The organism is Microbacterium sp. zg.B48, from assembly GCF_024623505.1.
In the GTDB taxonomy this organism is placed as follows: Bacteria; Actinomycetota; Actinomycetes; order Actinomycetales; family Microbacteriaceae; genus Microbacterium.
Genome location: NZ_JANJFE010000010.1, coordinates 177,118 through 202,888, shown reverse-complemented (window position 1 = coordinate 202,888; position 25,771 = coordinate 177,118). Strand labels below are relative to the sequence as shown.

Sequence of the window (25,771 nt, the reverse complement as noted above, 5' to 3'; positions counted from 1 at the left end):
CACGCCGACCGCCTTTGTGCTCTACCGCTCGGTGGAGCGCTGAGCAAACATAGGCCCTCAGCCAGGTCAGGAGGCCCCGAAGTGAAAGCCCTCGTATACCAAGGAGCAGGCAAGAAGGCGTGGACAGAGGTCCCCGACCCGGAGATCATCCACGCGACCGATGCGATCGTGATAATCGAGGCGACCACCATCTGCGGGACCGATCTGCACATCCTCAAGGGGGATGTCCCCGCCGTCGTCGAAGGGCGCATCCTCGGCCACGAGGGCGTCGGCACGATCACCGAGGTCGGCACCGCGGTGGGCGGGCTGAGCGTGGGCGACCGCGTCATCATCTCGTGCGTGTCCGCGTGCGGCCATTGCTCCTACTGCCGCAGGCAGCTGTATTCGCACTGCCTGGCGCCCGAAGGCCAATCGGGAATCGGCTGGATCCTCGGGCACCTGATCGACGGCACACAGGCCGAGTACGTGCGCATACCGTTCGCGGACACCTCGCTGCACAAGGTTCCGGACACTGTGACGGATGCCGAGGCGATCCTGCTCTCGGACATCCTGCCCACCGGACACGAGATCGGCGTGCAGGCCGGCCGGGTCGCCGCCGGCGATGTCGTCGCCGTGATCGGCGCCGGTCCGGTCGGGCTGGCCACGATCGCCACGGCGGGGCTGTACGGACCGTCGCGGGTCATCGCCCTCGATCTGGATTCGAACCGCATCGAGCAGGCGAAGCGGTTCGGCGCGACCGACGGCGTGCTCTCCTCCGATGCGGACTGGAAAGAGCAGGTGCTGGCGCTCACCGACGGGTTGGGGGTGGATGTCGCCATCGAGGCGGTCGGGATTCCGGCCACGTTCGAGGCCGCGCTGGAGATCATCCGGCCGGGCGGTGTCGTCGCGAACGTCGGGGTGCACGGCAAGCCGGTGGAGCTGCCGATCGATCGCCTGTGGATCGCCAACATCGCCATCACGATGGGGCTGGTGAACACCGACACCACCCCGACGCTGCTCAAGCTCGTCGAGCAGCACAAGCTCCCGTCGGCGGCGTTCGTCACCCACGAGTTCCGGCTCGACCAGATGGACGAGGCCTACGACGTCTTCTCCCGCGCGGCGGAGACCGAGGCGCTGAAGGTCCTCATCCGCGCGTGAGTCAGGTCCCCGCGGCCTCGATGAAGCGCTGGTCGATGATCCGGTCGACCACGCGCTCGGCAGCATGTCCGTCGTCGCGGGGATTGAACCTGTCTCGCCATTGCGCGTACTTCACCGCGAAATCCGCGGGGTCCCCATCGCGCAGCGCGAGGACCAGCTCCTCCTGGGTCTGCACCACGGGCCCCGGCGCGTGGGAGGCCAGGTCGAAATAGAACCCTCGCAGCTCGCCCCGATAGTGCGCGATGTCCGGAACGAGGAAGTACATCGGCTTGCCGGTCACGCTGAAATCGAACATCACCGACGAGTAGTCCGTGATCAGGGCGTCCGCGGCCAGCAGCAGTCGGGCGGTGTCGGGAAACCCGGTGACATCCAGGACGCGGGGGCCCGCGGCATCCCGTCCGGCCAGCAGCGTCCGGGAGTGACCGCGCACGAGCACGACCGAGTCGGTGGCCGCCGCCAGTGCGGCGGGGTCGATGAAGTCGACGATCTCGGTGCGGTCGTCGCGCCAGGTCGGGGCGTACAGCAGCACGCGCTCGTCCGGGCGGATGCCCAGGGCCTCCCTGGTCGCACCGTTGTCGCCGTTGACGAGAACGTCGTTGCGGGGATAGCCCTCCACCCAGATCGGTCGCGTCAGGAAGGCGTACGCCTTGCCCAGGACGCGGGCCGCGTAGGGGTTCTGCGCGAGCAGCACGTTCCAGCGCCGCGACTCCTTGAAGACGGCGGCCATCCTGCGCAGATCGAATCCGGGGCGATGCAGGGCCAGGCGCTTGAGCGGAGTGCCGTGCCAGGTCTGCACCACGACCTGCCCGGCCCGGCGGGAGAAGGTGCGCCGCAGCCAATCGTTGACCACGAGCAGCCGGGACGAGCCACGGGCCCGCCACCAGTCGGGGCTTCCGTCCACCACCGGGATGGCCCCCTCCGGGACCTGCACGGAAAGGTCCACGACGCTCCAATAGCGGGTCACTTCCGGCGCACGGCGGGCGATTTCGCGATCGATGGCGAGCGGGTTGTCGCTGGCGTTTCGCCCGTAGAAGCTCTCGAAGAAGACGGCGTTCTCCAGGGCAGTGGGTCGTGTCGCGTATCGGCGCTCCAGCGCCGCCTGCCCGTCGCCGGAGTCGTATGCGGGGTCGATCGGCGGCCCGATCGTGAGTGTGCTGCCCTCCAGCGCGGCGCGCAGCGTTCCGAGCTGAGTCAGGGGGAGGGATGCCGGCAGCTCGAGCTCATCGCCATCCGCGACAGCGATGCGCAAGTCGTAGCTGCCCACCGGCAGCGGAAGCTGCCCGCCGCCCCACCGCGAGGAACGCAGTGGAAGCACCGCGCGCCAGGTCTTGCCGCGACCGGTCATCGATCCCACGACCCGGGCGCGGGGCCCGACCAGTTCGACCGATTCCGGACGTGGGCCGGCACCGGAGACGATCAGTGTCGCTCCTGCATCGGTGGAGAAGCGGGCGTCGGTCATCTATGTCCCCTCGTCGTTCACGGCGCCGTCGATCCGCGCATCTGCGCGTACCCTCGCCAGGATCGCACGGTACACCCTGCGCGTGTTCTCTCCGTCGCGGAAGGCGTGCACGCGACGGCTCAGTCGCGCAGACCGCGCGATGCTCTGGTCGCGGACGGACTGCTCGCCCAGCAACGCGTCCAGCTGCGCCGCGGCCTGCGGCCAGTTCACCGCCCAGTCCTCGCCCGCGACATCCGCGTACGACCCGTAGAAGCCGCGGGTGCGCGCGTACGCCTCGACGTCCGGCGCCAGGAAGAGGACCGGGAGCGGCACGAGCGCCGCATCGAACACGAGCGACGAGTAGTCGGTGACCAGCGCGTCCAGGCCGGACAGAAGAGGGGTGACGTCGGCGACGAGGTCGCTGCCGAGGCTGCGCACCCGCTCGGTCGCGGCGGGCGGGGCATAGTGGCCGGCCCCGAGTGGATGCGATCGCACCAGCAGGACGGCGTCGTGACGGTTCAGCACCGCGACGATCGCCCGCCATTCCTCCGCGGAGGGCACCGCCGGGTCGGGGGCACCGTCACGCCACGTCGGCGCGTACAGGATCAGCCGCGCGCCAGGATCCAGCGTCCCCGTCGCCGCGCCGATCGCCGCCCGGGCAGCGGAGCGGCGCGTGTCCGCAGTGCCGCGCGAGAGGACATCCACTCGCGGTTCGCCGGTGACCGGGACATGCGCGTCCGGCAGTGCGAAGGCCGACTCGAGGCGTCCGCGGACGAGGTGGGAGGCGGCCGGCAGCACGTCTATGCGACGAGTGGCCGCGCGGTACATCGCACCGATCAGCACGGGCAGCAGGCGGGATCGCGGAAGGATGCCGCTGCGCACGGTCTCGGGCGAGTCCAAGCCGATCCGTTTGAGCGGGATGCCGTGCCAGAGCTGCACGATGACCGCACCGGGGACCGCGTAGCGGTTCACGTCTCCGAAGCCGTGCGTGACCACGACGATCCCCGCGCGTGCGGTGAGCCAGAACCCGCGCAGCGACTGCTTGCGCGCGTACGGGATGCCGCGAATGGCGGCATCCCTCTCCTGCTGAGCCGAGCCGACGAGCCAGACCGCGGGATGCCCATGCGCGGCGACCTCGTCCCACAGCGCAAGGGCACCGTCTGCGATGCCGACCGCGCAGCCGAACACCCAGGTACCCCGGCGACGCGGAATCAGAAGCGTGACGAGGCGGCCGAGCACGTAGAGCGGGATGCTCGCGATCTTCCGCGCGTTTCCCGCGCCGAACGAGAAAGACGCCACCCCGCGACTCTATCGCGGGGTGGCGTCTCGGACTCTGACCGGTGTTACGGCTGCAACTCGCCCAGCGTCACATCGAGCGTCCGGGTCCGGCCGTCACGCACGAAGGACAGGGACGCGTCGCTGCCCGCGGCAGCGGCGCGGACCTGGGCGGTCAGGTCGGTGGCGTTCGTGATGGGCACCCCGTTGAACTCCGTGACCACGTCACCCTCTGCGAGCCCCGCCGCCTGGGCGGCGCCGCCCTCGACGACCTCGGCGATGTACGCCCCGGTGATCGTGGCGTCCTCGACCGCTGAGGCGTCGCGAACGCTCGCGCCCAGCAGACCGTGCGTCGCCGCCCCGTCCTCGATGATCTCGTCCGTCACACGCTTGACGATGTTCGAGGGGATCGAGAAACCGACCCCGATCGAGCCGGACGCACCGCTCGCGCCGCCTGCGGTCGCGATCGCGACGTTGATGCCGATGAGCTTGCCCTCGGCATCCACGAGAGCTCCGCCGGAGTTGCCGGGGTTGATCGCGGCGTCCGTCTGGATGACGGCGATCGAGATGGACTCGGTCGGAAGCTGCGTCGGGTCCTGGCCCTGTCCGAAGTCGAAGAAGAACGGCGGTGCCTCCTCGGAGTCCGGCGCCTGACCGTCCTCGGAGTCCGGGGTGTCGCTCGAGTCCGGAGCAGCCGAGGAGGCGATCTGGATCGAACGATTCAGCGCGCTCACGATGCCCGTGGTCACCGTGTTCTCAAGCCCCAGCGGAGCGCCGACGGCGATGGTCTCGTCGCCGACGTTGAGCTTGGACGAATCCGCGAACTCGATGGGTGTGAGGTCTTCGGCGCCCTCGAGTTTGATGACAGCGAGGTCGTACGTGGGGTCGGTGCCCACCACCTCGGCGTTGAACACGCGGCCATCGGAGGTGCTCACGCGGATGGTCGCGTCGGCGGACGCGCCGTCGAGTGTCACAACGTGGGTGTTGGTGACCACGTAGCCGTCACGGGTCAGGATGACACCGGACCCGGTGCCGGCACCGTTCGTGCCGGCTGCCTGAATGGTGACCACGCTGGGAAGCACCTTCGCGGCGATCGCCGTGGTCTGCGTGACCTCGTCGGGGTTGTTCACCGTCACAGTGGCCGGGCCGGCCTGCGAGCTCGTGGCCGCCGGCGTGAACAGGTTGACGCCGGCATAGGAGCCGCCCAGGCCCGCGACACCGCCGACGATCGCGGCAGCGACCAGGATGCCGACGACCTTGCCGGCACCGGACTTCTTCTTCGGTTCGGCGTCGCTACGCGGCGTGCCTGCCGAGCCCGGACTCAGCGGCGTGGTCGGCCGGGTCTGGTTGGCATCCGGCCGTCCGGCCGCCGCACCGAAGGCCGACGCATTCTGCGGACCCGCCGTGGGCTGGCCCGCGTAGGACTGCGCGCGCGGGTGACCGTAGGGCGGTGCCTGCTGCGGGTAAGGGGGATAGCCCGCCGGCGATCCTGCCGGGCGTCCACCCTGCGGGGCCTGCCAGGCGGCCGCGCCGGGCTGAGCGGGCGCACCGGGCTGGGCGGATGCGCCGGGCTGAGCGGGCGCACCGGGCTGGGCGGGGGCGGACGCGGGCGGCTGGGTGGCCGCCGGGGCGACCCGCTCGGGAAGAGGCGGGGCCGCCGGGATGCTGGGCTGCGAAGGCTCCGGCGTCGGCTCGGACGCGGTCACCTCCGGCTCCGTGGTCTCGGGTGTGGAAGTCTCGGGCGCTGTCGACTCGGGCGTAGCGTCGACCGGCGTGCGGGGGGTGGAATCTTCGGGGCGGTTGCCCGTGATGTCGCTCATGGTTGCTCCTTCTGCCGACTAAGACAACTGTGCTCCCGGATTCTGTGGATTTCTTATGCCAAGGATGGGCGTCGACTATGCGAGTAGCGTGAGCCGGATGCGAGAAATTCCAGGAGCCTGGCGCCGAACCGCGATGGGCGCCGGCCTCATCTCTGCCGATGCTTCACCCCGTCCCACCATCTTCGCCGAGATGTCGGCCCTTGCGGCGCGAACCGGCGCGATCAACCTGGGCCAGGGCTTTCCCGACGAGGACGGACCACGCGAAGTGCTGGACGCGGCACGGGAGGCGATCGCCAACGGCGTGAACCAGTATCCGCCCGGCCGCGGCACCCCGGATCTGCTGCTGGCGATCAGCGAGCATCAGCGGCGCTTCTACGGTCTCGATCTGGACCCGCAGCGCAATGTGCTGGTCACCGCCGGCGCGACCGAGGCGCTGGCGGCCGCACTGCTCGCGCTCATCGACGGCCCGGAGGACGAAGTGGTCGTCTTCGAGCCGTATTACGACTCCTACGCAGCGGTCGTCGCGCTCACCGGCGCCCGGCTCGTGACGGTGCCGCTGCGGTGGCCCGACTTCCAGCCCGACCTCGATCAGCTGCGCGCCGCGGTGACCGACCGGACCCGCGTCATCCTGGTCAACGACCCGCACAACCCCACCGGCGCCGTCTTCAGCCGCGAGCTCCAGGACGAAGTGATCCGCCTCGCGGATCGTCACGATGCCTTCATCATCACCGACGAGGTCTACGAGCACCTCGTCTTCGACGGACCCCATGTGCCGATCGCCACGCTGCCGGGGGCGTGGGAACGGACCCTCACCATCTCGTCGTGCGGCAAGACCTTCTCGGTGACCGGGTGGAAGATCGGCTGGATCACCGGGCCAGCCGTCCTGGTCGACGCCGTGCTCGCCGTCAAGCAGTTCCTCACGTACGTCAACGGCGCGCCGTTCCAGCCGGCGATCGCGACCGGACTGCGCATGTCCGATGACTTCTTCCGAGGCATCGCTCGGACGCTCCGCGACAAGCGGGACCTGCTCGGCGCAGGCCTGCGATCGGCAGGCTTCGAGGTCTCGATCGCTGCGGGTTCGTATTTCACGGTCGCGGACGCTGCTCCCCTGGGCGCGACCGATGCCGCCGATTTCTGTCGCGCGCTTCCGGACCGCGTCGGGGTCGTCGCCATTCCGTTGACGGCGTTCGTCACCACAGGACGGCGTGCGCAGTACGCCACCCTGGTTCGCTTCGCGGCGTGCAAGCGCGTTCGGGTGCTCGAGGACGCGGTGCTGCGCCTGGGCGCGCTGACCGCCTGAGCTGCGCGCGGGGGTCAGCGCGGGGAAGCGATGCCCGCAGCGGCACGCTCACTCGCGCGGTACGACCCCCATCCGGCGCAGGCGCAGCGCCGGGTTGACCCGGCGCACACGCTGCACCGCGTCCCGGTCGAGGTGGGCGACGACCACGTCGGTCGCCGTGCCGATCGCGGCGACCTCGACGCCCTGCGGGTCCACGATCATCGAGTTGCCCACGCCCAGCGGCGGCGGGTGGTCGGCCGCGGCCACGAAGACCGTGTTCTCGATGGCGCGGGCGTGCACCAGCGTGCGCCAGTGGTGCTCTTTGAGCGGTCCCCGCACCCATTCCGCAGGAACGAGGAACACGTCGGCGCCGGCGTCGACGAGTGTTCGACCGACTTCGGGGAAACGCAGGTCGTAGCAGGTCATGAGCCCGAACCGCAGGCCCCCCAGCGAGAAGGTCTCCGGCGCGACCAGGTCCCCGGCCTGGACCCAGTCGGACTCGCGTTGACCGAACGCGTCGTACAGGTGGAGTTTGCGGTAGACCGCCACGATCCCGGTCGCATCGACCGCGACGACCGTGTTGCGCACATGGCGATCATCCGTCGCCCGCTCGAGGAGACCGGCGACGATGTGCAGCGCGTGTTCGGACGCTAGCCCGATCAGAGCCTGGACGAAGGGGCCGTCCAGGCCCTCGGCATTCTCGGCGAGCGAATCGTCGAACGGGTCGACGAAGTAACTCGAGTACTCGGGGAACACCACCAGCGAGGCGCCCCGATCGGATGCCGCGGCCGCGAGCTGCCCGATGGACGTCAGATTCGCCTCCTTGTCCGCGCTGGGTGCGAACTGAGCGACCGCGATGGCGGTGGTCTGAGCTGCCGGCGCGATCATCGGTCCGCCCCGTTATCGAGCCTCGCCCGGATGATGGCAGGACAAACGAGCCACAGCGCCAGGACGACCGCGGTGAGGGCCGCGATCGCGGTGACCGCGGCGGTGCGGTCGACCACGACATCGAAGACGAACCCGACGACCCCGACGAGCAGGACCGACACCGTTACGAGTGCCGTCAGCAGCGCCGCATGGCCGTATGTGACGACTTTGGCCTTCGCCCGCTGCTGGAAGAGGAAGCGGTGGATGGCCACGGGTGCGAGCGCCACGATCGACGTGAGCGCCGAGAGCACGATCAGGGCCAGGTAGAAGATCCGCTGGTCGTCGCTCAGGTCGCTGAAGGCGGGCTGGAAGGCCAGGGCCAGCAGGAACCCGGTGAGGATCTGCGTGCCGGTCTGCATCACCCGCAGTTCTTGGAGCACCTCGTTCCAGTTGCGGTCCGCACGTTCCGGGGGTGTTTCATCGCGCCCGTCGTGCAGGTCGTCCTGGTCGATGTCTGTCGGGGCGGTCATGCGCTCATCCTTGCCGTCACCGCCTGCAAACGGCAAGCCGAGCACCGCCGGGCAACCGGCCGGTTTTGCCGTGCTAAGCTTTTCCTGTGCCGCGGGGTGGAGCAGTTCGGTAGCTCGCTGGGCTCATAACCCAGAGGTCGCAGGTTCAAATCCTGTCCCCGCAACGAAAAGAAGAAGGCGTCCCTCCGGGGGCGCCTTCTTCTTTTCTTCCGAGCCCGGCGCAGGCAGACGCCGAGCGGCGATCGCTATTCGCGCCAGGGCAGGTTCAGGTCCTCGGCATCGACGTCGACGTCGCCCACGTCGTCGGGACCACCGGTGCCGGGAACAGCGCGGACCGCATCCTCGTCGATGTCGTCGTCGATCGTCTCCGGCAATGCGTCCGCCTGCTTCTGCTGCGTCTCGGTCTCACTGGCCGGACTGTAGGTCATGTCTTTGCGCACCTGATCGGATTCCGTCAACGGCGCCGGTGGCATCGCCTCCGTCTCCCCCGCTGCGAATGCCGGGCCCACATCGTCCTTGTGTCTGCTCACGTCTCACCCTCCGACTCGTAGGTTCGTCACGTTAGCCGCCGGGCTCCGGTCCTGGGACGGGCTTGACATGCCATGCCGTGGCTATCCGGGCGTCGACCTGGGAGGGTGTTCTCGTGCGTTCCGCAAGCCCGGGCGCCGACACCGCGGAGGGAACGCGAGCCCATGCGAGACGACCAGTCCGGCCGGGGCAGGGTGTTCGCATCACGATGCTCTGTCCGGGGGTGCGGGTGTTCATCGCCGAGCACCCCGAATACTCCGATCTCGTGGACCCGGATCCACCGGATTTCTGAGTTGCGACCCGGATCGGCCCGTGGCCGGTCAAGCGACACGGCCGCGGCGTGCTAGGCTGGTGTCTGCCCACTCGGGTCTAGCGTCTTAACCCACTGCCTCACTGTGGAGTAGCAGACAGCATGACGCCGGATCGTCGCATCGACATCCGCCCCCATCACCCTTCGACTTCCGTGTACGAGCGTCTGTATCGCCACACGAATCCTGAAAGCCGCATTGACTACCTGCATCACCGCAACATCGCGACCGCCGCTCGACTGGCGCCCCGCTGACGACGACGTGTTCGTCGCAACAGCCGCCGGCGAGTACGCTGGTTTCGTCGGCATCACCTCCCGCGGATACGAAGCGCACAGCGCTCGAGGCGAAGACCTCGGCGTACACGCGACGCGAGAACAGGCCTCGGCAGTGGTTGCGGCATCGGGCACGCATGCGGCTCCGTCGCAGACGGGCCGTCCCCTGCACCCCATTCGTCCGCTCCGAACACATCGGCGCGGTACAACCGGTCGCTCTCGCGGCCCTAAAAGTAAAAGGAAAGACACGATGGCCACTGGCACCGTGAAATGGTTCAACTCTGAAAAAGGCTTCGGCTTCATCGCTCCCGATGACGGCGGCGCCGACCTGTTCGCGCACTTCAGCGCGATCACTGGCGACGGCTACAAGGAGCTTCGCGAAGACCAGAAGGTCGAATTCGAGGCCGAGCGCGGCCCGAAGGGCATGCAGGCTGCGAACATCCGGCCTCTCTGATTTTCTGTTGGTTGGGGCGGCTTAGCTTCGCCCCGGCCGACCACTCCCTACGCGGTGCGCCTCGGCGCTGAGCGAACGGACAAGAATGCCGTGGACCTCGGGTCCACGGCATTCGCCGTTAACGGTCGGGTCCCGGGCGCAGTTGTTCGGGACATCGCCGCGCAGGTCGGCCGTACTCACGCGACCCCGACGTAATATCGAACATGGCGCACGCGATGAACACCGGGACCATCGTCGCAATCGTCGGCGAGCAATCCGAAGAAGCACTGGCCAGCCTCGACGGCATCCGTGGAGTCGAGGTGCTCGAGTTGCGGGACAGCGAGCCCGCGCTCGCGGCACGACGGATCGCCGCTGCCGGCACCCCGTGGATCGTCCACGATGCGGACCCGCTGGAGCACGTCGCAGCCGCGTGGGTGGAGCTGTTCGAGGAGCGATCGACACTGGGCGCACTCGAACTCGAGGTCGAGACCGTCCTGGCCATGTTCGAGGCGGGCTCCGCTTTGATGCCCGACTACTACATCGTGCTCGAGCCGCTGGGCGCGCCGGACACGTGGCGGCACTGGTGGTGCGGAGCGCTCGGACACCACGCCCCTCAGCGCGTGCTCGCCTCCCCCGCGCCGGCGACGGTGACGGATGCCGCCATCCGGCGTCTGCTCAGCCACCTGCCGTCCTCGCGGCCGTGGCCGGACCCGGCATCCTGGCTCCCCCGCCTGCCGTTCGAGATCCCGGACCGGGTGGGTCTGCGCAACTGATGCGGCAGCGGCGCGCCGCGCGCCGGGCACCGTCACCGTCACCGATCGGAGCGTGCGGCGAGCCCGGCGAACAGGGCGTGCAGCAGGGGAAGCACCGATATCGCCATGATCACGGTGCCGAACACGACATCGTCCACGCGGAGCAGGATCCCGCCGATGAACAACGCCGCGAACAGCACGGCCGAGATGACGCGCCGACCGGTGCGCTCGAGGCGTCCCATGCGCCGCTCGAGCCGCGGACTCTGTGCCGTCAGCCGTCCGTCTTCGATCCGCGTGACCACGTCATCCAGCCGCTGAGGCAGCCGCGCGAGCAGACCCGCGACCGACATCGCCTTCTGACCGAACCCCTGCAGGATGTTGCCGCTCTCGTCCCGGATGAGCTGGGCGGCGTACGGCTCGATCGCGTCCCAGATGTTGAATCGGGGGTCCAGCGCGCTGCACATGCCCGAGGTGAGTCCCATCGAGCGGATGATGAGCAGGAAATTCTCGGGCAGCTGGAACGGCAGTGTGCGCACGACGTCGGCGAACTCGACCGCGAACTCGCGGAACTCGCGCGGATCGACCTCCTGCAGCTCCGCGAACCCCATTCCTCCGAACCGTCCGAACAGTTTCGTCATCGCCCGCTCGAGCTCAGCGGTGTCGGCCGACGGCAGCAGCACTCCGACGTGCCGGATGCCGTCGACGAGCCCCTTGCCGTCGCGCGATGCCGCTGCGATGAGCACTTTCTGCAGGCCCCGGCGCAGACCGTCCGGAACCTCGCCCATCATTCCGAAGTCGATGAACGTGAGCTTCCAGGCCCGGCCGCCGGAATCCGCCCCCCCGACCAGCGGGGTGACGAAGATGTTCCCGGGGTGTGGGTCGGCGTGGAAGTACCCATGCTGGAAGAGCTGGTCGAACATCACGGAGGCGAACTGCTGTGCGACCTCCGCAGGGTCGATACCGGCGGCCTCCAACGCGACGATGTCGTTGATCTTGATCGCCGTCACGTCCTCGAGGGTGAGCACCCGCCGGGTGCTGCGCTCCCAGAAGACGCGCGGAACGCCTACCCGGGGGTCGCCGGCGAACATCTCCGCGAATCGCTCGGCGTTGGCGGCCTCGTGGAGATACTCGATCTCCTCCAGGCTGGTCTGGGCGAACTCCTCGACGAGCGAAGGCATGTCGACGCGATCAGCGACGACTTTCACGCGGCTGAGCCAGCCCGCGACGCGACGCAGCGCCCGCAGATCGACGTCGACGACCTTGTCGATCCCCGGCCGCTGGATCTTCACCACGACGTCGGTCATTCCGGCGTCTTGCGCATCGGCATCCGAGAGCCGTGCCCGATGAGCCTGACCCAGGGATGCCGCGGCCAGCGGCGACGGATCCACGAACGCGTATGCACGCTCGAGCGGTACGCCCAGCTCCGCCTCTGCCAGCTCACGGATCGCGGGGAACGGAACGGGAGGGACCTCGTCCTGCAGTCCCTCGAGCTCCTTGGTGATCTCCGGAGGCAGCACGTCCAGTCGCGAGGACATGAACTGCCCCACCTTGATCATGAGGCCGCCGAGGTCCACCGCAAGCACGTGGAAGCGCTGCGCGATCCGCTGCAATCGGACGGCCCTGCCGCGTGCCGCGACCCGCTCCAGTCCGATCCTGGGCAGGGTGAGCTCGAACCACCACGCCTGCACCAGGTAACGGGCAGCGAACCGCAGGATCCGGCGGTAGCGGGCGCGCATGCTGCCGGCGTCGGTCATCGGATCTCCATGATGCCGACGTTCGGCGGGCAACCGGTCAGTCCTGGGCGAGAATGCTGAAGATCCGACGGCGGGCCTCGTCGAGGACCGCGATGGACTCCTTCACCTGCTCGGGCGTACCCGTGCGTCCGACCTGAGCGACGGCCTGCGCGAGGTCGATGCCGGCCTTGGGGAGCCCGGCGGTGCGCGGGTTCTCCTTCGCCGCCGACGTCTCCCACGGCACCGACTTGCCGGCTTCGTCGGCGACCTGTCGGCCTTCTTCGGTCAGCGAGTACGTCTTGCGCCCGTTGGACTCTTCCGCACTGATCAGCCCCTCGTCGGCCAGCAGCTGAAGCGTCGGGTACACCGAGCCGGGGCTCGGCTTCCACGAGCCGCCGCTGCGCTCTTCGATCAGCTGAATGATCTGGTAGCCGTGCATCGGCTTCTCGGCCAGTAGCGCCAGGACCGCTGCGCGTACGTCGCCGCGACCCATCCGGGTGCCGCCGCCGACCTTCTGCTCGAACTGCCCGCGCAGCTGCTCCATCGCTTCCCACAGACCGGTCAAGGGCCAGCCCTGGCCCGATCCGCGAGTGCCGCCGGTGCTGCCGGTGGCTCCGCCACCGAACCAGTCGCCCATGTTCGAACCGCTCATGATGACCTCCTTCGCGCCGTCGCCCGGCCGGGCTCAGCGATAGTCAACGATATATCGTTAAGGGTCGGTCGCGGCTGTGAATCTGCACTGACCGGTGCGCAGACGAGCGGACACCTCGCCGCTCCCCCGTCACGATCTGCGGGCCGCACCGGCGTGTTGTGACAGGTGAGCGGACGGACACCTCTCCGCTCCGACGTCACGACCAGCGGGCCGCACCGGCGTGTTGTGACAGGTGAGCGGACGGACACCTCGCCGCTCCGCCGTCACGATCTGCGGGCCGCGCCGACGTGTTGTGACAGGTGAGCGGACGGGGGACGGGGATGGGAGTGGCCGCGACGGGAGTCGGGTCAGCGGCGGCGGGCGACGATCCGCGCGAGCACCCGCCACCCCACCAGCGCCACGAGGAGCGTGACGGCTGCAACGACGATGAACGGCAGCGCCGTTCCCTGGCCGGATGCCGTGCGCAGCAGCATCCCGCCGACCAGCGTCGCCGCCCAGACTCCCAGGCCGGTCCGCACTGGAGCGCTCGGCGCTCGCCACGCGAGTGTGACGAGCCAGCCCAGGGCGAGGCCGGCCAGGAACGGCCACGCGGTCTGCCACAGACCGGCGAACACGTCGGATTCGTGACTGGCCCGACCGAAGGCGGCGAAGGCGACGACGAGGAGAACGTCGCAGGCGAGGGACAGGACGACCGTGCGCGTGCGGGGGGACCGGCGGATCGCGCCGTCGTCGGATCGCGGGTGCGTGTGCGGGCTCATCGCGCGACGTGCCGCGGCTCGAGGTCTGGTCGGAGCGCCTCTCGCTCGTCGAAGACGAAACACTCCCCGGTCCAGTGCTCGGCTCCGACGTGCTCGAAGTAGCCGAGGATCCCTCCGTCGAGCTGGTGTGCGTCGATGCCCTCCTCACGCAGATACAGCGCGGCCTTCTCGCAGCGGATGCCGCCCGTGCAGTAGCTGACCACCGTCTTGCCCCGCAGCTGGGCGTGGTGGGCGGACGCGGCATCGGGGAACTGCGTGAACCGTTCGATCCCCCAACTCACCGCGCCCCGGAACGCTCCGTACTCGACCTCGAACGCGTTGCGCGTGTCCAGCAGCACGACCTCGCGGCCTTCGTCGTCGCTCCCGCGGTCGAGCCAGCGTCTGAGCGTCGCCGGTGTCACCGCGGGTGCACGGCCGGCGTCGGGGCGGATGGTGGGGTGGTCCATCCGGATGATCTCGCGCTTGACCTTGACCAGCATCCGCTTGAAGGGCTGCGTGTCCGACCAGCTCTCCTTCGTCGTCAGATCTGCGAAACGAGGATCAGCGCGCATGTCGGCCAGAAACGCGCGCACCGCATGCGGGTCGCCGGCAAGGAAGAGGTTGATGCCTTCCTCGGCCAAGAGGATCGTGCCCTTCAGAGCGCGCACGGCAGCACGCTCACGCAGCACCGCGCGCAGGGCCGCGGCGTCCTCGATCCGCGTGAACAGGTATGCCGAGACGTTCAGTACGGATGCCACCCACTCAGCCTACGGACGGATCGCTGCTGTCCGACGCACGATCACGCCGAGCGCACCCCGAGCCGGTGCACCTAGCGGAAGGCGGGTATCCCGGTGATGTGCGCACCGAGAACGAGGGTGTGGACTTCGTCGGTCCCCTCGTAGGTGCGGACGGACTCGAGGTTGGCGGCGTGCCGCATCGGCGAGTACTCCGCGGAGATGCCGTTGCCGCCGATGATCGTGCGCGCCTCGCGCGCGATGGCGATCGCCGCCCGGGTGTTGCTGAGTTTCGCGACGGAGATCTGGTGCGGCTGCAGCCTGCCGGCATCCTTCAACCGGCCCAGCCGCAGCGCGACCAGCTGGGCCTTCTCGATCTCCACGGCCATGTCGACCAGCTTCTGCTGCGTCAGCTGGAAGCCGGCGATCGGACGATCGAACTGCATCCGCGTCTGCGAGTACGCCAGGGCGGTCGCGTAGCTGTCGCGCGCCGCCCCGATGACACCCCAGCCGATGCCGTACCGGGCCTCGTTGAGGCAGGAGAGCGGGGCACGCAGTCCACGTGCCTGCGGCAGCAGCGCATCGCTGGGAAGCCGGACCTCGGTGAGGGTGATGTCGCACTGGATCGATGCGCGCAGGGACATCTTCGGGCCGATGGGGGTGGCCACGAAACCTGGACTGTCGGTCGGGACCAGGAAACCACGGACGCCGTCGTCGGTCTGCGCCCAGACGACCGCGATCTGCGCGATCGACGCCAGGCCGATCCACCGCTTCGCACCGTCCAGGATCCAGGCGTCGCCCTCCTTGCGGGCGAAGGTGGTCATACCGGCCGGGTCGGATCCGGAATCGGGCTCCGTCAGGCCGAAGCAGCCGATCGCCGCGCCCGCTGCCATGCGGGGCAGCCATCGCTTCTTCTGCGCCTCGCTTCCGTACGTGTGGATCGCGCTCATCGCGAGCGAGCCCTGTACCGAGACGAAGGTGCGCAGTCCCGAATCGCCCGCTTCCAGCTCCATCGCCGCCAGGCCGTACTCGACGGCGCTGCGGCCGGGGCATCCGTACCCGCGCAGATGCATCCCGAGCACTCCGAGTTCGGCCAGCTCGGGAACGAGCTCGGTCGGAAAGAGCGCGCGTTCGTACCAGTCCGCGATGAACGGCCGAACGCGCGCGTCGACGAATCCTCGCACCCGGTCGCGGACAGCCCGCTCGTCGTCGGTGAGGAGCTCATCGAAGTCGAGCAGGTCGGGGACAGCGCTCATGTCGGCCTCCGGGGGTGAGAGCGGGCGGTGGTGCCCGGCCACCGTAGCGCGCCGGGCCTCCCGTAGGCTCGGCGAAACCGAGAACGCTCACCGAGGGGCGACGCGACGGCAAGGGCGAGATCGCATGAGCACAGACGAAGTGGACGGCTACCTGCACACGGTGGCGGAACCGGCGCGCAGCGTGCTGGCGGAGCTGTGCGCACTCATCGTGGGGTGCGACGAGCGCATCCGGGGCGAGATCAAATGGAACGCGCCCAGCTTCGCCATCAGGGATCACTTCGCCACCACCGGGGTCTCCCCCGGTGGTGGCGTCCGTCTCGTCCTGCACACCGGCGCGCGACGCAGAGGCGACCCGCGCCGTGTGGTGATCGACGACCCGGGGAACCTGCTCGAGTGGCGCGGAGCCGATCGGGCCGTTGTCAGGTTCGCCGGCGTGAGCGACGTGCAGAGCAACGCGGCGGCGCTGCGCGAGATCGTGGGCGCGTGGATCGACCAGACGCAGGGACGTGCGCGATGAGTGAGGTCGAGCCGGGGATCTACCAGCACTTCAAGGGCCGGCAGTACGAGGTGATCGGCACCGTGCGGCACAGCGAGACCGAAGAGCAGTACGTGCTCTACCGTCCCCGCTACGGCGAGGGCGACCTGTGGATCCGCCCCCTGGACATGTGGCAGGAGCGGGTCGTGCGGGACGGGTACGACGGACCGCGCTTCGCACGGGTCCGGTGATCGGGCACTTCCTCCGGACCGCAGCGCGATAGCCTGCGACCACGTTTCTCGCCACCCACGACCCGTAGGGCAGGCGTTTCGTACCGATGGAGGCCCGCATGTCCGCCCACGCCGTTCCGCCGTTCGATCCGGAGCTCGCAGCCGCGCTCGAGGTCGTGTCCGAGACGATGCCGCCGACGCTCACGCCCGAGATGATCCCGCTCATGCGGGAGACGCCGCCTGACCCGGGGCTGGAGGACGTCGTGGCCAGCGTCGGCGCCGTTCACGAACAGCGCACGATCCTCGGTTTCGACGGCGCGGAGATCGTGGTGTCGATCTACCGTCCGGCCGAACAGAGCATCGCGGGGCCGGGGATCTACCACATTCACGGCGGCGGTATGGTGCTGGGCGATCGGTTCTCGGGCCTGCCGTCGTTCCTGCCTTTCGTCGCCACCCACGGCGCGGTGCTCGTCAGCGTCGAGTACCGGCTGGCTCCCGAATTCCCCGACCCGGTGCCCGTCGAGGACTGCTACGCCGGCCTCGTCTGGACGGCTGCGCACGCCGCCGAGCTGGGCATCGATCCGTCCCGGATCATCGTCGGCGGGGCCAGCGCAGGCGGCGGGCTCTCCGCTGGAGTGACCCTGCTGGCTCGTGATCGTCGGGGTCCGGCGCTGCGGGCATCGCTGCTGATCTATCCGATGCTCGACGACCGCAACGAGACGGTGTCCTCTCACCAGATCCAGGGCATCGGCGTCTGGGACCGGGTCAGCAATCTCACCGGCTGGAACGCGCTGCTCGGAGACCGCCGCGGCACCGACGACGTGTCCATCTACGCCGCACCCGGACGCGCCGAGGACCTCTCCGGCCTGCCTCCGACGTTCATCGACGTGGGAAGCGCAGAGGTGTTCCGGGACGAGGATGTCGCCTACGCGTCACGGATCTGGGCGGCCGGGGGCGTTGCCGAGCTGCACGTCTGGCCCGGCGGCTTCCACGGCTTCGACGGGTTCGTGCCGCTGGCGCGCGTGTCCCGATCGATGATCGAGACCCGCAACCGCTGGCTCGGTCGCATGCTCGAGAACTGAAGCCGAACGAGGCCGGGTCAGACCCGGGACGCGCAGGGCACGCAGAGCGCGGCGGCGGGCAGCAGCCGCAGCCGCTCCAACGGGATCGGGTTGCCGCACGCGGCGCACACGCCGTATGTCCCCGCGCCCACCCGGTCGGAGGCGGCGTCCAGGTCGGCGAGCTCACGGATCACATCCGTGCGCTGCCCCTCCGCGCGGGACCACTCGGTGGAGAGCGTGGAGCCCTCGGGATCATGCTCGTCGTCGTCGGTCGCGCCGCTGCGGGCGAGCCGGATGGACGCGAGCCGCTCTTCGGCGGCGGTCAGCCTGGCCTCCAGCTCCGCTCGTCGATCCGCGATGAGCCGCGTGAACTCGGCTCTCACCCGAGCGCCTCGGCGATCGGCGTCCGCCCGTTGTTGAAGCGAATCGTCCGACCGATCGTCGCGTCCTCGTGCAGGCTCGCCGCGACCACGGCTGCGACATCGGCCCGGGAGACCGATGTGGACTCCGCGGGGTCGACGTCGATCCGGCCGGTGGGCTCGTCGAGCGTCAGCGCGCTGGGACCGAGCACCGTCCACGCGAGGCTGCTGCCACGAAGGTGCTCGTCCGCGGCGGCTTTGGCCTCGGCGTACGCGAAGAACGGATTCTCGGCCGGAACCCCGTGGTCCGTCCGCGCCCCGAAGTACGACACCATGACGTAGCGATCCACCCCGGCGGATGCCGCGGCATCCATCGACCGGATGGCGGCGTCTCGGTCGACGGCGAAGGTGCGCGCGGCGTCGCCGCCACCGGCTCCGGCCGACCACACGATCGCATCCTGCCCCGCGACCAGCTCCGCGAGCTCCGAGACGGACAGCGCCTCGACGTCGGCCACCAGCGGTGCCGCGCCGGTGGACGAGACGGCGGCGGCGTGCGCCGGATTGCGAATGAGACCGGTCACCTCATCGCCGCCGGCGACCAGCAGCGGAGCGAGCAGCAGCGCGATCTTGCCATGGCCGCCGATGATCAGGACGCGAGACATGAAGACCTCCAGGGTTCACCTCCACGCTACGCGTGCTGCGGGACGCCCGGCCTATTGCGTGCCGGCCGCGTCCTCCAGTCGCAGCGCCTGCACCCGCACCCGGGTCGATCCCTCCGGGGCGGCATGGGCCACGAGCGATACGGTGTGCTCACCGGGCTCGAGCGTCAGCGAAACCGCGCGGCCGCGGCCGACCGGCTCCCCGTCGACCAGCCACTCGAGTCGTTCCTCCTCGATCGGGGCGCCGGCCTGATCGACCGCGCTGCCGAAGACCTCGATCGGCGTGTCGGCCAGGACAGTCCCGGTGTCGGTCGGGTACAGGATCGCGACCTCGGGGGCGCGCTGCGGAATCTCGACCTCGATGGCGTCGGAGTAGGCGGTGAAGAAGCCGTCATGACCGAGCAGCCGCACCAGGACGACCCCCGCGGGCAGGCCGGCCACGCTCAGCTCGTCCCCGTCGGTCAGCCCGATCGCGAGGCCGTGCCAGCTTCGCCCGTCGTCCTGGCTCCACTGCGCCCAGACGTCGGCGACCTCGATCCCACGGTCAAGGGACCAGCTCAGCCGCAGCGAGTCGCCGTCAACCGCCCCCTCGGCACGGGTGAAGCGTGCCGGACGTTCGGGTGCGAGCCGCTCCCAGGAGCCTTCACCGCGCGGGTCGGTGATCTGCAGCGCCGCTCCGGGCTCGGCATCCGGGATCATCGCGTGGAACGCGAACGGCAATCGGTTCGGGTTGCCCTCGTGCGCGCCAGGCGCGCAGCCGCAGTCCTGGCCGCCATGGTTGTCCACGCGGGTGAGCTGCCCGCGGCTTGCGACCTCGCCCCTGCCGGACACCAGCTGCAGCGACCAGTCCGTCGCAGGTCCGTGCACCGTGGCGCTGGCGGTCACCCGGGCGACCGAGTCCACCCGCACCGCTCCGCGCTCGTCGACGAATCCCCGCACCGAGATCATCGGCCGCAGCTCGTGGATCACCAGCTCCTCCCTCCGCCAGGGCGGATCGGGCCACCACAGGTCGTCCGGATCGTACGGGATGGGCACGTCCTCGAACGGGTTCTTGTCGCGGATCCAGGTCGGGGCCAGGCGCGGGTGGGAGATCAGCCGGTTGTGCTGGTAGAGCGACATCCACCGCATCGGACCGTAGCTCATGTAGTCCGTCGACGAAGCCGGCGAGTACACCTGCCCGTTCTGGATGTCGATGCCGTATTCGCCGATGGATGCCGATGGGTGCGGCTCGTAGACCGGATAGTCCGGGTCGGGCGTGCCCACCGACCCGGAGGGCGTGTGTGCGAAGCCGTATCCGTGTCCGATCTCGTGCACGAACGTCACGGTGTCGCCGACGCGCCCCGCGCCCAGCCCGCCCTCGCCGCAGCCCGGGACTCCGACAGGCATTCCGGCCGGCAGTAGCCCGTAGTAGACGACATCGGAACGGTTGCCGTCGTTGTCCCGGATCAGTCGCATCCAGGCCAGCAGCGAGTTCCAGTTGTCCGAGCACCCACCCGCCCCGTTGCGCGGATCGTCGAGCGGCACGAACCAGTTCATCGCACCCGCCGTGGCGAACGATCCGGTCTGCTGCACGGGCATGGCACGGAAGGCGAGCGCCGCCGTGACCTGCGCATCCGCGAGCGAAGGAGCGGGGAGATCCAGCGCCGTCGCGGCCGTCCCGGCCGGAGGCGATGACGTGCTCGGTCCCTGGTAGCGCACCCCGATGACGCGGACCCGCAACGTCTGCACGAGCGCGGCAACCACCGATACCGTGTGGGTCTGCCCGGTCTCGAGGGTCACCGTCAACCGCAGGGAGCCGACGAAGTCGGATGCCGGTATCCGGAAGTTCAGCGAACGCCACCAGTTGCGCCGTTCGTCGTCGTAGCTGTCGTCCTGCGGCGTGACCGTGTTCGTCCACACCGGCGCATACGTGCCGATCACGCGATACGGCCCGAAGAATTTCCCGCGCTCGACCAGCAGCTCCCCCGTGACCGGCTCTCCGAGTGTGTCGCCGAGCGGCGGGCGTACGTAGACCCGCACGATGGCCGGCTTGTATGCGACCAGTGTGGCGGCGTTGTCCATGCCCCGGTCGGCGGGATCACTGAGGTGCTCGGAGGAGTCGTAGTACTGGATCGCCTGCGTCACCTCGATGCCGGTGATTGCCGGACCGGTGAAGAACGGCGACTCCAGCTCGATGGCGTCCCGCAGCCGTTTCAAGCTTTGGACGATGTCGTCGAATTCAGGCATGGCCACCTCCGGTCGTCGGATCTCTGCAGCGGAGAGGACGCGGCCGGGCGCGGTGATACTCACAGCGGTGGAATGACGGCACGGACCCGCACACTCCGCGGGGTTCGCCGACGAGACGGTCGCGTCGGTGTGGAGCGGGCATCGGCACGGCGAGGTCGGCGATACACTGCGAGTCGTGAGGCGTGCGCGGTCGGTGCACCGAAAGGACGTGCCATGACAGAGGTTCCGACCGGCGACGCGAATCGCGATTCCGCGCCGCCGCCGCCGGCATTCATCCAGCGCTATCCCGGAGCCCCGCCCGAGCCGAATCCGGCGCTTCAGCAGGCGCCTGGTTCGCCGTACGCGCAGACAGCGCCGTATCCCGCGCCGCCGTACGCGCAGACAGCGCCGCCGTACGCGCAGACAGCGCCGTATCCCCCGCCGCCGTACGCGCAGACAGCGCAGTATCCCGGCGGGCCGATGCAGGACCCCTATCCGCAGCCGTACGCCGCGGCGCCGGATTCCCGCCCGAAGACGCTCGCCACCGTCGCGCTGGCGACCGCCCTCGCGGGTGTGGTCGCGGTGTTCGTCCCGATCATCAGCGTGGTGGCAGGGCTCATCCTGCTCGCCGCGATCGTTCTGGGAATCGTCGCGCTCGCGAGTCGCCGTCAGGGCGGCAAGGGCTTCGGCGTGGCCGCGATCGTCGTCGCAGTGGTGGGCGGGATGACGGCGTGGATCCTCTCCACCGTCGTCTTCGGACTCTTCGGGCTCGCCGATGCCTGGCGCGATGACGCGGTCGTTCCGAGCCCGCTGCCCTCGTCCGAGACCTACGTCCCCCCCGTGGACGCCGAGCCGACGGACGGCAGCGACGGCATGCGCGGGACGATCGACAGCCCGTATGGCTACGGTGAGCTCGTTCCGATCTGGAACGCCGCGACCGGCGATCCCGTCTGGGAGATCTCGGTCGGCACACCGGTGGACCTGACCGGCGAGCTCGCCGCCGAGGACCTGTTCAATCCGACTCCGGAGACGGGTGTGTACAGCGCCGTTCCGGTCACACTGACGTACATCGGCGACGGGACCATCGATCCGTGGCGGGACTATGAATGGGTCGTCGAGACCTCCTGGGTCACCCTGGGCGGCGCGCCGTTGGAGGAGGAGTACCTCCTGCTGCCGGACGGGTATCTCAGCGCGCTGGACCTGGCGACGATGGGGCCCGGCCAAACCGTGACGTTCCATTCCGTGGTCGACGCGCCGCTGGATGCGGTCGGTGGCGTGCGTACCGCCATCGGCTTCGACTACGAGCTCTACTGGGCCGCGCCACAGTAGCCGCACCGCCAGCGGGATCGCCGACCGGCGCGGAATTGCAGTTTTCCGGCCCGGTCTGCCGGAACGCTGATTGACTGGATGCATGGCGAACGTCGCGATGTTCCCACTCGGAACGGTGCTCTTTCCGCACACGCCCCTGGCACTGCGGATCTTCGAAGAGCGCTATCTCATGATGCTCGGCCGACTGCTGGACGACGAGGATCCGCAGTTCGGCGTGGTGCTCATCGAGCGCGGCAGCGAGACCGGCGGCGGCGAACAGCGCGTGCGAGTGGGCACGATGGCACGCATCACCAACGTCATGGCAGGTGAGAGCGATATCCACCTCATCGCCGTGGGCGGTTCGCGCGTCGAGGTCGACGAATGGCGCGATGACCAGCCGTACCCGACGGCCTCGGTGCGGGAGCTGCCGCCGTTGGTCTGGGATGACGCGCTCACCCCGCTGCACACCGAGGCCGAGCGCATCGTTCGTCGGGTTCTCGCGCGCGCAGCGGAGTTCGCCGAGGTGCAGTGGGATCCGAGTGTAGAGCTGTCGGATGACCCGCTCGAGTCGAGTTGGCAGCTGGCGGCCATCGCTCCCCTCGGCCAGCTGGATCAGTTCCGTCTGCTGCGCTCGACGACGGTCGGCGGACTGCTGCGCGAGCTGATCGACCTGACACTGGCCGCGGAGCCGCTTCTGACGGCCCCGCCGCGCGGAGACGATTTCGATGCGGCGCTGATAGACCTCCTCGACAAAGCGCAGGCCGAGGAAGAGGCTCCCGACGACGGCCCGAGCGCCGCGCCGCAGGACGACGACGACCCGGATGCCGCGTCCGAGGACGGGACCCCGCCGGGGCCGTGACGTGCGCCGTTACCAGCCGAGGGTCGCCGGGTCGCCCTTGAACGGACCGACGACGTCGGCAGTGACCCAGCCGCCGTAGAACCCGCCGGGCTGCGGCGCGACGACTTCACCGTCGACGGTGCAGACGTCCATCTTGCCGGCGTAGACCGCGACACGGTCGGCCAGGAGTTCGTAACCGCGCGCAGGGGTCGGATAGTTCCATGCCGCGCCCTGGACCGTCCGATCGCCGCCTCGCACGTCGAAATAGCGCGCGTAGCCCTTGAACTCGCAGAACGAGGAACCTCGCGCGGGAATCAGCGTCCCCTCGGCGAACGCCGAGATCGGCACGTAATAGACGGGCGGATGGCTGGTCTCGAGGACGCGCACGACATCGGCCGTGTCCACGATCCGCTGACCACCGATCTCGATCGTGACCCGGCGATCGACGGTCTCTATGCGGGGCGGCCGCGGGTAGTCCCACACGGACTCCTGACCGGCCAGGACGGGATCGGGCGTGGGGTGGGGCATGCCTCCACGGTACGCACGATTCACGGGGCGAGGGTCATCCCAGGACATCTCCGGCGACATACCACCAGCGCCCGGCCTGCCGAACGAACCGGCTGCGCTCGTGCAGCTCACCGCGCGTGCCCCGGTCGGTCCATCTGGCGCGGAACTCCACGACGCCGCCGGCATCCTCGACCCCGCCGCCTTCGGTGTCGAGGATCTCCAAGCCGGTCCAGTGCGGGCCGCTCGCGGAGTCGACGGCGTCCGGACGTGTGCGGGCATGCCAGGATCCGGACAGATGGTCATCGTCGCCGAGGACGAATGCCGTATAACGGGAGCGCATCAGACGTTCGGCCGTCGGTGCCGGCGCACCCCGCAGCAGCGGCCCGCAGCATCCGCCGAATGTCGCCGTGCTCCCGCAGGGGCAGGCCGCCGTCGCCTCCACGGTGCGCGCGCGGCGCGAGGCGGCGTTGCCGAATGACATGATTCTTCCCTTCTGGACCGTCCGCCAGCCTAGGCGAGCGCAGACGCAACCATCCTGGTAGCGTGCCGCGTACCGACGAGCATCGCAGCGAAGCGACGGCATACGAGGAGTCCCCCAATGACGGACGTGCAGAACGGAAAGCCGGCCACTCCGGACAAGCCGCGGGAGGAATGGACCGGGCAGGTGGGGTTCATCCTGGCCGCGATCGGATCCGCGGTAGGCCTGGGCAACATCTGGCGCTTCCCGGGCGTGGCGTACGAGAACGGCGGCGGCGCGTTCCTCATCCCCTATCTGGTGGCCCTGATCACCGCCGGAATCCCCATCCTGTTCCTCGACTACGCCATCGGGCACCGCTTCCGCGGCTCTGCGCCGACCGCGTTCCGACGACTCGGCAGGGGCAAGGTCTGGATGGAGTCGCTCGGGTGGTTCCAGGTGGCGATCGCGTTCGTGATCGGGCTGTACTACACCGCCGTGATCGCCTGGGCGCTCAGCTACTTCGTGTTCTCGTTCGATCTGCGATGGGGCGACGACCCGGCCGGCTTCCTCACCGGCGAATATCTGCAGGTCGGCGATCCCGGCTTCAGCCTGGAGTTCGTCCCCGGTGTGCTCATTCCGCTGCTGATCGTGTGGCTCGCGGTCATCCTCGTGCTCGTCCTGGGCGTGGCCAAGGGGCTGCAGCGGGTGAACGTCATCTTCCTGCCGCTCCTGGTCGTCGCCTTCTCGATCCTCGTCGTCCGCGCGCTGTTCCTGGACGGTGCTGCGGCAGGACTCAACGCACTGTTCACGCCGGACTGGGCGGTCCTGGGCGACCCGAACGTGTGGATCGCCGCGTACAGCCAGATCTTCTTCTCGCTCTCGATCGCGTTCGGGATCATGGTCACCTACGCGTCCTATCGACGGCGCCGCTCAAACCTCACCGGCCCTGGGCTCGTCGTGGCGTTCGCGAACTCGTCCTTCGAGATCCTCGCGGGCATCGGAGTGTTCGCGACCTTGGGATTCTTCGCCTTCCAGCAGGGCATCGAAGTCGGTGAACTCGAAGGTCTCACCGGCGTAGGCCTGTCCTTCATCACGTTCCCCGCGATCGTGTCCGAGATGCCCGGCGGACCGATCTTCGGGGCGCTGTTCTTCGGCTCGCTCGTGATGGCCGGTTTCACCTCGCTCATCTCCGTGCTGCAGGTGGTCTCGGCTGCGGTGCAGGAGAAGTTCGGGATCTCGCGCCGCAGCGCCGCAGTCGGTGTCGGCATCCTCTCCGCGATCCTGTCCGTCCTCCTGTTCGCCACCACGACGGGCCTGCTGGCTCTGGATGTGACCGACCAGTGGGCGAACAACGTCGGGATCGTCGCCTCCGCGGTCATATCGACCATCCTGGTGATCTGGGTGCTGCGGAGCGGACCCGAACTGCGCTACCACCTGAACGCGGTGTCGACGTTCCGGGTGGGTCGGATCTGGGTTCTGCTGGTCGGTCTGCTCGCACCCGTGGTGCTCGGCTACATGCTGATCCAGCGGATCATCACGCTGATCATCGAGGGCTATGAGGGGCTGCCGCCCTGGTATCTGGCGGTCATGGGCTGGGGAACGATCGCGTTCGTCATCGTCGCGGCCGTCGTGCTGCCGATGTTCCGTTGGCGGCGGTCGCCGGATGACTTCACGGCCTGGCCCCCCTATCCGCCGGCTGGTCCGGTCGCCGCGTCGAACTCTCCGACGCGGGAAGGAGCATCGTCATGACCCCGATCGCCATCACCTTCCTGATCCTCGCGATCGTGGTCGTCTGGGGCGGGCTGGTGGCGAGCACGCTGTACCTGCGGTCTCGGCCCGAACTGACCGACTATCCGCCCGGCGGCATCGACGACCATCGCGACGATGACGCCCCGATCATCCATGACACCTGAGACCTGAT

General features: G+C 69.2%; 27 protein-coding genes and 1 tRNA gene. 12 read left to right on the top strand and 16 right to left on the bottom strand.

Annotated elements, in window-relative coordinates:
• The first annotated feature begins 81 nt into the window (after window positions 1-81).
• Window positions 82-1,137, top strand: coding sequence for a zinc-dependent alcohol dehydrogenase family protein (locus tag NQ152_RS08250; RefSeq protein ID WP_257501867.1), 1,056 nt, complete (start codon window positions 82-84; stop codon window positions 1,135-1,137).
• Window position 1,138: 1 nt separating this feature from the next.
• Here the strand turns inward: NQ152_RS08250 and NQ152_RS08245 are convergent, their stop codons facing one another.
• Genes NQ152_RS08245 through NQ152_RS08235 form a run of 3 tightly spaced genes read right to left on the bottom strand, consistent with a single transcriptional unit; the run spans window position 1,139 to window position 5,670 of the window.
• On the bottom strand, window positions 1,139-2,596 hold the full coding sequence (locus tag NQ152_RS08245) for a CDP-glycerol glycerophosphotransferase family protein (RefSeq protein WP_257501866.1): 1,458 nt from the start codon (window positions 2,594-2,596) through the stop codon (window positions 1,139-1,141).
• Window positions 2,597-3,874, bottom strand: coding sequence for a CDP-glycerol glycerophosphotransferase family protein (locus NQ152_RS08240; protein ID WP_257523633.1), 1,278 nt, complete (start codon window positions 3,872-3,874; stop codon window positions 2,597-2,599).
• 44 nt (window positions 3,875-3,918) lie between these two features.
• Window positions 3,919-5,670 (bottom strand): S1C family serine protease, encoded by a 1,752-nt coding sequence (locus NQ152_RS08235; RefSeq protein ID WP_257523632.1) that lies wholly within the window; start codon window positions 5,668-5,670, stop codon window positions 3,919-3,921.
• 97 nt (window positions 5,671-5,767) lie between these two features.
• Between NQ152_RS08235 and NQ152_RS08230 the strand changes: the two genes are divergently transcribed.
• On the top strand, window positions 5,768-6,970 hold the full coding sequence (locus tag NQ152_RS08230) for an aminotransferase class I/II-fold pyridoxal phosphate-dependent enzyme (RefSeq protein ID WP_257523631.1): 1,203 nt from the start codon (window positions 5,768-5,770) through the stop codon (window positions 6,968-6,970).
• 48 nt (window positions 6,971-7,018) lie between these two features.
• Here NQ152_RS08230 and NQ152_RS08225 read toward each other — a convergent pair whose 3' ends face one another.
• Entirely contained in the window at window positions 7,019-7,837 is an 819-nt protein-coding gene (locus tag NQ152_RS08225) for a carbon-nitrogen hydrolase family protein (RefSeq protein WP_257501862.1), read from the bottom strand.
• The gene (locus tag NQ152_RS08220; protein ID WP_257523630.1) at window positions 7,834-8,346 is read right to left on the bottom strand and encodes a DUF6328 family protein; all 513 of its coding nucleotides are present in this window, start codon (window positions 8,344-8,346) and stop codon (window positions 7,834-7,836) included. The genes NQ152_RS08225 and NQ152_RS08220 overlap by 4 nt, the downstream gene beginning before the upstream one ends.
• A gap of 90 nt (window positions 8,347-8,436) precedes the next feature.
• Between NQ152_RS08220 and NQ152_RS08215 the strand changes: the two genes are divergently transcribed.
• Window positions 8,437-8,510: transfer RNA gene (locus NQ152_RS08215), tRNA-Met, on the top strand.
• Window positions 8,511-8,591: 81 nt separating this feature from the next.
• On the opposite strand, the gene NQ152_RS08210 is transcribed toward NQ152_RS08215, so the two are convergent.
• Window positions 8,592-8,876 carry a hypothetical protein gene (locus NQ152_RS08210; protein ID WP_257501860.1) on the bottom strand — a complete coding sequence of 95 codons (285 nt, stop codon included), beginning with the start codon at window positions 8,874-8,876 and terminating at the stop codon, window positions 8,592-8,594.
• Window positions 8,877-9,704: 828 nt separating this feature from the next.
• Here NQ152_RS08210 and NQ152_RS08205 point away from each other — a divergent pair.
• Window positions 9,705-9,908 (top strand): cold-shock protein, encoded by a 204-nt coding sequence (locus NQ152_RS08205; RefSeq protein WP_056118089.1) that lies wholly within the window; start codon window positions 9,705-9,707, stop codon window positions 9,906-9,908.
• Between the two features lie 203 nt (window positions 9,909-10,111).
• Window positions 10,112-10,660, top strand: a complete 549-nt coding sequence (locus NQ152_RS08200; protein WP_257501858.1) for a hypothetical protein — start codon at window positions 10,112-10,114, stop codon at window positions 10,658-10,660.
• A gap of 38 nt (window positions 10,661-10,698) precedes the next feature.
• On the opposite strand, the gene NQ152_RS08195 is transcribed toward NQ152_RS08200, so the two are convergent.
• The 5 genes from NQ152_RS08195 to NQ152_RS08175 all read right to left on the bottom strand — a co-directional run bounded on the left by NQ152_RS08195 (window position 10,699) and on the right by NQ152_RS08175 (window position 15,751).
• On the bottom strand, window positions 10,699-12,393 hold the full coding sequence (locus tag NQ152_RS08195) for an AarF/ABC1/UbiB kinase family protein (RefSeq protein WP_257523629.1): 1,695 nt from the start codon (window positions 12,391-12,393) through the stop codon (window positions 10,699-10,701).
• A gap of 37 nt (window positions 12,394-12,430) precedes the next feature.
• On the bottom strand, window positions 12,431-13,024 hold the full coding sequence (locus NQ152_RS08190; protein ID WP_257501856.1) for a PadR family transcriptional regulator: 594 nt from the start codon (window positions 13,022-13,024) through the stop codon (window positions 12,431-12,433).
• A gap of 347 nt (window positions 13,025-13,371) precedes the next feature.
• Window positions 13,372-13,782 carry a DUF3054 domain-containing protein gene (locus tag NQ152_RS08185; protein ID WP_257523628.1) on the bottom strand — a complete coding sequence of 137 codons (411 nt, stop codon included), beginning with the start codon at window positions 13,780-13,782 and terminating at the stop codon, window positions 13,372-13,374.
• The gene (locus NQ152_RS08180; RefSeq protein ID WP_257523627.1) at window positions 13,779-14,519 is read right to left on the bottom strand and encodes a sulfurtransferase; all 741 of its coding nucleotides are present in this window, start codon (window positions 14,517-14,519) and stop codon (window positions 13,779-13,781) included. The genes NQ152_RS08185 and NQ152_RS08180 overlap by 4 nt, the downstream gene beginning before the upstream one ends.
• A gap of 71 nt (window positions 14,520-14,590) precedes the next feature.
• Window positions 14,591-15,751, bottom strand: coding sequence for an acyl-CoA dehydrogenase family protein (locus NQ152_RS08175; protein WP_257523626.1), 1,161 nt, complete (start codon window positions 15,749-15,751; stop codon window positions 14,591-14,593).
• Window positions 15,752-15,875: 124 nt separating this feature from the next.
• Here NQ152_RS08175 and NQ152_RS08170 point away from each other — a divergent pair, with 124 nt between their 5' ends.
• The 3 genes from NQ152_RS08170 to NQ152_RS08160 all read left to right on the top strand — a co-directional run bounded on the left by NQ152_RS08170 (window position 15,876) and on the right by NQ152_RS08160 (window position 17,538).
• A complete protein-coding gene (locus tag NQ152_RS08170; protein ID WP_257523625.1) occupies window positions 15,876-16,268 on the top strand; it encodes a DUF1801 domain-containing protein in 393 nt (130 codons plus the stop codon).
• Window positions 16,265-16,477, top strand: a complete 213-nt coding sequence (locus NQ152_RS08165; RefSeq protein WP_257523624.1) for a DUF1653 domain-containing protein — start codon at window positions 16,265-16,267, stop codon at window positions 16,475-16,477. Before NQ152_RS08170 ends, NQ152_RS08165 begins: the two co-directional genes overlap by 4 nt.
• A gap of 98 nt (window positions 16,478-16,575) precedes the next feature.
• The gene (locus tag NQ152_RS08160; RefSeq protein ID WP_257523623.1) at window positions 16,576-17,538 is read left to right on the top strand and encodes an alpha/beta hydrolase; all 963 of its coding nucleotides are present in this window, start codon (window positions 16,576-16,578) and stop codon (window positions 17,536-17,538) included.
• A gap of 17 nt (window positions 17,539-17,555) precedes the next feature.
• Here the strand turns inward: NQ152_RS08160 and NQ152_RS08155 are convergent, their stop codons facing one another.
• The 3 genes from NQ152_RS08155 to NQ152_RS08145 are packed head-to-tail and all read right to left on the bottom strand — an operon-like array spanning window position 17,556 to window position 20,761.
• A complete protein-coding gene (locus tag NQ152_RS08155; protein WP_257523622.1) occupies window positions 17,556-17,900 on the bottom strand; it encodes a TraR/DksA C4-type zinc finger protein in 345 nt (114 codons plus the stop codon).
• A complete protein-coding gene (locus NQ152_RS08150) occupies window positions 17,897-18,538 on the bottom strand; it encodes an NAD(P)H-binding protein (RefSeq protein WP_257523621.1) in 642 nt (213 codons plus the stop codon). Before NQ152_RS08150 ends, NQ152_RS08155 begins: the two co-directional genes overlap by 4 nt.
• Window positions 18,539-18,589: 51 nt before the next feature.
• Window positions 18,590-20,761 carry a M66 family metalloprotease gene (locus NQ152_RS08145; protein WP_257523620.1) on the bottom strand — a complete coding sequence of 724 codons (2,172 nt, stop codon included), beginning with the start codon at window positions 20,759-20,761 and terminating at the stop codon, window positions 18,590-18,592.
• Window positions 20,762-20,974: 213 nt separating this feature from the next.
• On the opposite strand from NQ152_RS08145, the gene NQ152_RS08140 reads away from it, so the two are divergent.
• Both NQ152_RS08140 and NQ152_RS08135 read left to right on the top strand, forming a co-directional pair.
• Complete coding sequence (locus NQ152_RS08140) at window positions 20,975-22,069, top strand: hypothetical protein (protein ID WP_257523619.1); 1,095 nt, start codon at window positions 20,975-20,977, stop codon at window positions 22,067-22,069.
• Window positions 22,070-22,151: 82 nt separating this feature from the next.
• Window positions 22,152-22,907, top strand: a complete 756-nt coding sequence (locus tag NQ152_RS08135) for an LON peptidase substrate-binding domain-containing protein (protein ID WP_306815760.1) — start codon at window positions 22,152-22,154, stop codon at window positions 22,905-22,907.
• Between the two features lie 9 nt (window positions 22,908-22,916).
• On the opposite strand, the gene NQ152_RS08130 is transcribed toward NQ152_RS08135, so the two are convergent.
• Both NQ152_RS08130 and NQ152_RS08125 read right to left on the bottom strand, forming a co-directional pair.
• Window positions 22,917-23,414, bottom strand: coding sequence for a DUF427 domain-containing protein (locus NQ152_RS08130; RefSeq protein WP_257523618.1), 498 nt, complete (start codon window positions 23,412-23,414; stop codon window positions 22,917-22,919).
• A gap of 34 nt (window positions 23,415-23,448) precedes the next feature.
• Entirely contained in the window at window positions 23,449-23,874 is a 426-nt protein-coding gene (locus NQ152_RS08125) for a YchJ family protein (RefSeq protein WP_257523617.1), read from the bottom strand.
• Window positions 23,875-23,991: 117 nt separating this feature from the next.
• Here NQ152_RS08125 and NQ152_RS08120 point away from each other — a divergent pair, with 117 nt between their 5' ends.
• Window positions 23,992-25,599 (top strand): sodium-dependent transporter, encoded by a 1,608-nt coding sequence (locus NQ152_RS08120; protein ID WP_257523616.1) that lies wholly within the window; start codon window positions 23,992-23,994, stop codon window positions 25,597-25,599.
• On the top strand, window positions 25,596-25,763 hold the full coding sequence (locus tag NQ152_RS08115) for a methionine/alanine import family NSS transporter small subunit (protein ID WP_257501842.1): 168 nt from the start codon (window positions 25,596-25,598) through the stop codon (window positions 25,761-25,763). Before NQ152_RS08120 ends, NQ152_RS08115 begins: the two co-directional genes overlap by 4 nt.
• Window positions 25,764-25,771: the final 8 nt, after the last annotated feature.